This window comes from Tunicatimonas sp., from assembly GCF_049647865.1.
GTDB lineage: Bacteria > Bacteroidota > Bacteroidia > Cytophagales > Cyclobacteriaceae > Tunicatimonas.
The window spans coordinates 1-3,364 of sequence record NZ_JBARYM010000376.1 but is presented as its reverse complement, the minus strand read 5'-3'; the positions used below and the strand labels follow the sequence as shown (position 1 = coordinate 3,364).

Sequence of the window (3,364 nt, the reverse complement as noted above, 5' to 3'; positions counted from 1 at the left end):
CCCCTGAACGACGCATCCTAGGCAAATTACTGTATCAACTTTGGGACGAGCGGCTTCCCACTGAGCTCCTAAAGATAGTTCGAAGCTACCGGGGACCCATTTGGTACGGATGTTCTTCTCTTTTGCTCCGTATTTTAACAAAGTGGCAATGGTTCCATCTAGCAAGGGCTGAGTAATCTCATGATTCCATTCGGCGGTAACAATAGAAAAACATCGTTGGGAAATATCAGGTAAGTGCGAGTCATCGTGCTCGCTTAGGTTTTGGTTTGCGGTAGCCATATAGGACAAAGTAAAAAGGACAAGACTATATTGGCCTTATCCTCACTTATTATCAAAAGTTTTAATTCACGCCGGCGTTAATTTGAAGACAGCCGGGCTAAACGAGCGTGTTGCTTCTGGGCCTCTTGGTACTCGTATGCTTCCGGAAACTCATCAATAATTCGTTGGTAGCGATCTGCTGCCTGAGCGTAGTTACCTGCTGCTTCGTAAGCCATAGCAGCTTTCGTCAGATACTGAGGAGAGAAAAATCGATTCGTATTGTAGTCAGCGGCTTCTTGGTACTCTCCGGCTGCTTGCTGATACTCACCCAATTCCATGTAGGCATCACCCACCAAGGCGTAAGCCTGGGCTTGCACGAGTAAGTCGGAAGCACTGAAATCATCTAAATATTCAATAGCCGACTCATAATTACCCTGCCTTAGCTCAATAACCCCGGCATAATAGTGAGCTAGATTGGAAGCATCCGTTCCCCCAAACTCATCTATAATTTCCAGAAATCCGTAGTTGTTACCATCGCCATTCAGCGCCATATTCAAACTATCTGACTCAAAGTAGTAAATCGCCTGGAACATCTCTTCCTGGGCTGACTGGTTTTGGTTAGTCTGATAGTACTGATAACCGAAGTAACCTGCTACCGCTAACACAAGAATAGCTGCCCCAATAATGAATACTGTAGAATGTTGTTTAATATATTCTTCGGTGTCAACAAACTTATCCTGCAGTGCCTCTGGAGTTTCCAGCAACTCCTCAGTTGCACTTAAATTTTGTTGTACGTCTTTCTTGCTACGAGAGCCTCGAACTCTATTGGCCATAATTCGTGATTTTGGGCTGCAAAGTTAGAATAATTTTTCGGTAAACAGAAAATCTATCTATTACGTTTCATCAACCATCGATATTACACTATATAATCGGTAGATGAAATCTAACAATGATAGGTAGAGATTCTACGCAACCTACTATTAAAACGTGTGAGGTCACACAACCTAATTTTATTAACGAAAAAAGAGTCCCGTAGGACTCTCTTAGTTATTTCATTAAAATAATTCTTAATCCAGAATAAACGGATAGTCTTCCTGCATGTACACATCTTGCAGGGCTTGTTCTGCCGGGGGAAAAGGTGACTCATCAGCAAATTTGATTGATTCTTCAACTTGTGCTTTCACCTTCTTTTCAATTTCTTTCAATTCTTCTTCAGTAGCATAGTCCTTCTCTATCATGGCTTTAGCGCACTGTATAATGGGGTCTTGCTCCTTGTAGCCTTCCAGTTCTTCCTTGGTACGGTACTTAGCCGGATCAGAAATAGAGTGCCCTTTGTAGCGATAGGTGCGAAATTCTAGTAAGGTAGGACCATCACCCTTACGAGCGCGTTCAGCCGCTTCCTCAACCGCAATATGTACGTTCTCTACATTCATAGCATCTACTGGGAAAGAGGGCATATCGTAAGCTTCACCTAGTGTGTATAGATCTTGCACATTACTGGTTCGCTGTACTGATGTACCCATCGCGTAGCCGTTGTTCTCAATGACAAAGATCACCGGAATCTTCATCGTCATTGCCATATTTAACGTTTCGTGAAAAGCCCCTTGTCGTACTGCTCCGTCCCCCATAATCGTCATACAAACATTGTCAGTACCTTTGTACTGTTCGGCAAAAGCAATACCGGCTCCCAGTGGAATCTGTCCGCCCACAATGCCATGACCACCGTAGAAGTTACGTTCTTTGTCAAACATGTGCATAGATCCTCCTTTGCCCTTTGATACTCCCGTTTCTTTGGCAAATAGCTCCGCCATCACTTTATTAGGATCAGTGCCTAGTGCTAATGGATGAGCGTGGTCGCGGTAAGCCGTAATGAAGCTATCAGTTTCGCGCAAGGCAGAAACCGAGCCAGCCGCACAAGCTTCCTGACCGATATATAGGTGGCAAAAACCGCGAATTTTCTGACGACCGTACTGCTGCCCAGCTTTCTCTTCAAAGCGGCGCATTAGGTACATGGTTTCGTACCACCACAGGTAAGTCTCTTTTGAAAATTCTCGTTGATTAGAATCTTTTTTCGTTTTTTTATCTGTCTTTTCTTTGGTACTGACTGCCATAATTACTTGCTTAGATGAAAGTGCTTCAGGAATGTAACGCGCGAAAGGTTATCCTGTTTACGTTCACGCAAATTAATACAAAAACACGAACAATGAAGGCATGAGGTTGGAAAAAATCCATTTGCTCAACTATAAGAACTATGAAGAACTATCGTTGGATTTTTCTCCACAGATTAACTGTATTTTGGGAGAGAACGGCAGCGGCAAGACTAATTTGCTAGATGCTATTTACTACCTATCGGTCACTAAAAGTGCTTTCAGTAGTGTAGAGCAGCAGAATGTACGACATGAGGCACCTTACTTATTAACAAAAGGGGTATTTTGTAAGCAGGAACAGCATTATACCGTAAGCTGTAGTTGGCAGCGTGGTCAGAAAAAACAAGTGCAAAACAGTCGGGTTCATTACGAGAAGCTAAGTGAGCATATTGGTCACTTTCCGGTTGTGCTGATTTCGCCAGATGATACTGACCTGATTCGAGGAGCGGGTGAACTGCGCCGCCGCTTCTTCGATGGTCTGCTGTCGCAAATCCACCCTGATTATCTCTCCGATTTTATTAGCTACAACCATATACTACGGCAACGCAACGCGCTGCTAAAACAATTTGCCGAACGTAATACCTACGATTCAGATTTGCTGGATTCTTACAGCGACCAATTGCTGGATGTGGGGCATCGATTGTACCAAAAGCGAGCTGACTTCCTTGAGACATTTATCCCCCACTTTAGTAGCCACTACAACAATCTTTCCGGAAAGAAAGAGGAGGTAGGTATACGGTATACCACTCATTTTGCTGAGAGCGAATACCGCTCGGTTTTTTATAGAGCTTACCGGAAAGATTTAGTACTCCAACGTACCACCCGGGGAGTGCATCGTGATGATTACGAGTTTCGAATTGATGACTTTCCGATTAAACGCTACGGCTCGCAGGGGCAACAAAAATCCTTTGTTATTGCCCTCAAGCTAGCGCAGTTTGACGTACTGCGAGATGAAAAAC

Annotated in this window: 4 protein-coding genes; 1 reads left to right on the top strand and 3 read right to left on the bottom strand. The window is 43.8% G+C overall.

The genetic code is table 11. From position 1 onward, the window contains the following. From WBA23_RS11345 to pdhA, 3 genes are all read right to left on the bottom strand, one after another. Positions 1-279 (bottom strand): 6,7-dimethyl-8-ribityllumazine synthase (locus WBA23_RS11345; RefSeq protein ID WP_424582395.1); only part of this gene is annotated, 279 nt, incomplete at its 3' end. Between the two features lie 77 nt (positions 280-356). Then, positions 357-1,091: a tetratricopeptide repeat protein gene (locus tag WBA23_RS11340; RefSeq protein ID WP_424582394.1), complete on the bottom strand. Its 735-nt coding sequence runs from the start codon at positions 1,089-1,091 to the stop codon at positions 357-359. A 234-nt stretch (positions 1,092-1,325) separates the two neighbouring features. Further along, positions 1,326-2,369, bottom strand: a complete 1,044-nt coding sequence (gene pdhA, locus WBA23_RS11335; RefSeq protein ID WP_424582393.1) for a pyruvate dehydrogenase (acetyl-transferring) E1 component subunit alpha — start codon at positions 2,367-2,369, stop codon at positions 1,326-1,328. A 100-nt stretch (positions 2,370-2,469) separates the two neighbouring features. Between pdhA and recF the strand changes: the two genes are divergently transcribed. Beyond that, positions 2,470-3,364: DNA replication/repair protein RecF (gene recF, locus WBA23_RS11330; protein WP_424582392.1), on the top strand; the 895-nt coding region annotated here is incomplete at its 3' end.

Excerpts from the sequence above, each read along its gene's own strand:
- WBA23_RS11340 (WP_424582394.1), bottom strand. The coding sequence starts at position 1,091 with ATGGCCAATAGAGTTCGAGGCTCTCGTAGCAAGAAAGACGTACAACAA.
- pdhA (WP_424582393.1), bottom strand. The coding sequence starts at position 2,369 with ATGGCAGTCAGTACCAAAGAAAAGACAGATAAAAAAACGAAAAAAGAT.